This is a genomic window from Pseudoalteromonas sp. 19-MNA-CIBAN-0066, from assembly GCF_040308705.1.
In the GTDB taxonomy this organism is placed as follows: domain Bacteria; phylum Pseudomonadota; class Gammaproteobacteria; order Enterobacterales; family Alteromonadaceae; genus Pseudoalteromonas; species Pseudoalteromonas nigrifaciens.
Genome location: NZ_JBEONZ010000074.1, coordinates 1 through 2,689 on the forward strand (window position 1 = coordinate 1; position 2,689 = coordinate 2,689).

The 2,689-nt window shown below is 38.0% G+C and carries 3 protein-coding genes and 1 tRNA gene; 3 read left to right on the top strand and 1 reads right to left on the bottom strand.

Going from position 1 to position 2,689, the window contains the following annotated elements; genetic code table 11:
- The first annotated feature begins 758 nt into the window (after positions 1 to 758).
- The 3 genes from AAEZ18_RS18145 to AAEZ18_RS18155 all read left to right on the top strand — a co-directional run bounded on the left by AAEZ18_RS18145 (position 759) and on the right by AAEZ18_RS18155 (position 2,152).
- A complete protein-coding gene (locus tag AAEZ18_RS18145) occupies positions 759 to 1,196 on the top strand; it encodes a transcriptional repressor (protein ID WP_089367757.1) in 438 nt (145 codons plus the stop codon).
- A gap of 63 nt (positions 1,197 to 1,259) precedes the next feature.
- On the top strand, positions 1,260 to 1,727 hold the full coding sequence (locus AAEZ18_RS18150) for a chemotaxis protein CheX (RefSeq protein WP_089367756.1): 468 nt from the start codon (positions 1,260 to 1,262) through the stop codon (positions 1,725 to 1,727).
- The gene (locus AAEZ18_RS18155; protein WP_089367755.1) at positions 1,724 to 2,152 is read left to right on the top strand and encodes a secondary thiamine-phosphate synthase enzyme YjbQ; all 429 of its coding nucleotides are present in this window, start codon (positions 1,724 to 1,726) and stop codon (positions 2,150 to 2,152) included. The genes AAEZ18_RS18150 and AAEZ18_RS18155 overlap by 4 nt, the downstream gene beginning before the upstream one ends.
- A 289-nt stretch (positions 2,153 to 2,441) precedes the next feature.
- Here the strand turns inward: AAEZ18_RS18155 and AAEZ18_RS18160 are convergent.
- Positions 2,442 to 2,517: transfer RNA gene (locus AAEZ18_RS18160), tRNA-Gly, on the bottom strand.
- Positions 2,518 to 2,689 lie beyond the last annotated feature (172 nt).

A 2,689-nucleotide genomic window follows, 5' to 3' on the forward strand; every position in this document is an offset into this window, starting at 1 on the left:
TTATAAAAATCTAAATTTAAGTTTTACTCGACTCACTGATTGACTCTTGCCTCGCTAAGCGTTGCTGTCTGCCGTCTGCCGTCTGCCGTCTGCCGTCTGCCGTCTCAGTAGGGTCGCATTATAGGGCGCAGCCAGTTTTACGCAAGCGTTTTTTAAAGAAAACTTAAAATAAAATACTGTTCGCTTGATATTTAAACCAAACGATTAAAAACAATACTAAACCATCTGTATTTTGGGTAACTCGACTTGGTTTTACATTCTAAGCTGGTATTGAGCAGTGCATAATTTAAGCACCACTCGATTGTTTGGGTAAATAAAGTGTGCTTATTACGCTACGCATATTAAGCATGCACAAATAGTAAACAAAACTAAAAGTCATGCAATTCTTTATAAGTAATAACCTGAGTAATTAGAAATTAGAAATTAGAAATTAGAGAAAGCCAATGTACTTTTAATGTAGTTTAAAACTAATGGCCTTCATTATTTTACTATATAGTACTGAGGCTACTACATAGGTATTATTTACTTGCTCATTTACTACAAGCAAATATCCAAACAAGCGTTATCGCTTATTAATGGAAAATAGCGACACTATATAATAAGTACTGCCCTCCCTAAAACCAAACTCGCTACTATTAATTTAACCTCTAAAGATAAACACGCCTTAGTGAATAGCTTTAACAAACGCGTTTAATTTAAACACTGCAACTTAAATACAGTGTGATATTATATCAAGGTAGCATAAGGATAAGAGAACGATGAATATAGAATCACTCGTAAGTAAAGCAAAACAAGTATGTGACAACCGTGGTGCGCGATTTACACCTATCCGTGAAAAGGTGTTTCGTTTACTTGCAAGTGCGCAAGGTGGTGTGGGCGCGTATGATTTGCTTGAGCAATTAAAAGTAACAGAAACTGGCGCTAAACCTGCCACGATATACCGTGCATTAGATTTTTTGGCTGAGCTTGGTTTTATTCATAAAATTGAAAGCACTAATGCATTTATGTTGTGCCATCATTTTGATCATATTCATCCTGTACAGTTATTAATTTGCGATACCTGTGGTTTTGTTAAAGAACTGCATTCAACCGTTATTTCGCATGAGCTAAATAGCTTAGCTGCGGAAGGTGGGTTTGTTGTATCGGCGCAAACAATAGAAGCACATGGAAGGTGTGAGTCTTGCAGAGTTGCATAGTTTTAGTAGCGATATAAATATTTTATATAGCTATTTTTTAGCACTAATTTAAGAGTAAATTATATGAATGTAGAGTTCATCAACCCTTTTTTATCTTCTTTAATCAATGTATTAAGTACAATGGCTCAAACACAATTAAAGCCAGGTAAGCCACGCATTAAAACTGATGAGAAAGCCTGTGGCGATGTATCAGGCCTGATCGGAATGGTTGGACCGCAAACACGAGGCTCTTTTTCAATAACTTTTGATGAGCAGTTAGCACTAACTATCATGGAGCGTATGCTTGGCGAACGTCCGGATAGTATAAATGAAGAAGTAACCGATATGGTAGGCGAAATTACTAATATGGTTACAGGTGGCGCTAAAAATTTATTGGGTCAAAAAGGTTTCGACTTTAATATGGCAACTCCAATAGTTGTATCTGGTAAAGACCATACTATTACCCATAAAAGCCAAGGAAAAAAAATACTCATGCCATTTACCTGCGATGCGGGTAACGCCAATATTGAAGTGAGTTTCGATAAGTTATGAGTTGGCAACAAAAAGTCATTACTTTAAAACCTCGTATCCGAGGTTTTCATTTAATTGATAACGAAATACTCATTCAAATTCCCGAACTCACAAATTATAAGGTGGGTTTACTGCACTTATTTATTCAACACACTTCAGCTAGCCTAACCATTAATGAAAATGCCGACCCTACTGTACGTATGGATATGGAGAGCCACTTTAATGAATTTGTTCCGCAGTGCCAACCCTATTATCGTCACGATTATGAAGGTGACGACGACATGCCAGCTCATATAAAAACCAGTATTTTAGGCTGTGAGTTAAGCATCCCTATTACAAATGGCTATTTAGCTTTAGGTACATGGCAAGGTGTTTATTTAGGTGAGCATCGAGACAGCGGTGGTACTAGGCGAATTGTAGCAACCATTCAGGGCGAGTTGTTTTAACAAGTCGCCTCTTCAACACTTAAACTGCACTCCCGCCGCATGCCCATTAATTACCACAGTAAAAACACATCACTTTATTGGTAAAGAACTTGTCCTTCGCGAGTAACTATCGTTGCTAATTACTAAAGGCTTTAACGCAATTTTTTATCGAACGCATAGCGAGAAAACTAAGTGTTCTTTAGTCGCTGGGTAGTTCACTGCATATGAAATTAGATAGAGAAAGATTGTATTTAAAATAAGAAATTTTTATGGCTTTTTGTTTGGGATATTTTTGATAGATATAAAAGATTGGAGCGGTACACGAGGCTCGAACTCGTGACCTCGACCTTGGCAAGGTCGCGCTCTACCAACTGAGCTAGTACCGCATTATAAAGTAGTCAGTAATTCGTCCGTTGGTGCGCGAAAAATCGCGTTCAACATTCTGGCAACTGAACTAGTACCGCATTTTTATTCAACACTGCAATTTCTTTTGGTTAGAAATTGGAGCGGCACACGAGGCTCGAACTCGTGACCTCGACCTTGGCAAGGTCGCGCTCT

Excerpts from the sequence above, each read along its gene's own strand:
- AAEZ18_RS18155 (WP_089367755.1), top strand. The coding sequence starts at position 1,724 with ATGAGTTGGCAACAAAAAGTCATTACTTTAAAACCTCGTATCCGAGGT.
- AAEZ18_RS18150 (WP_089367756.1), top strand. The coding sequence starts at position 1,260 with ATGAATGTAGAGTTCATCAACCCTTTTTTATCTTCTTTAATCAATGTA.
- AAEZ18_RS18145 (WP_089367757.1), top strand. The coding sequence starts at position 759 with ATGAATATAGAATCACTCGTAAGTAAAGCAAAACAAGTATGTGACAAC.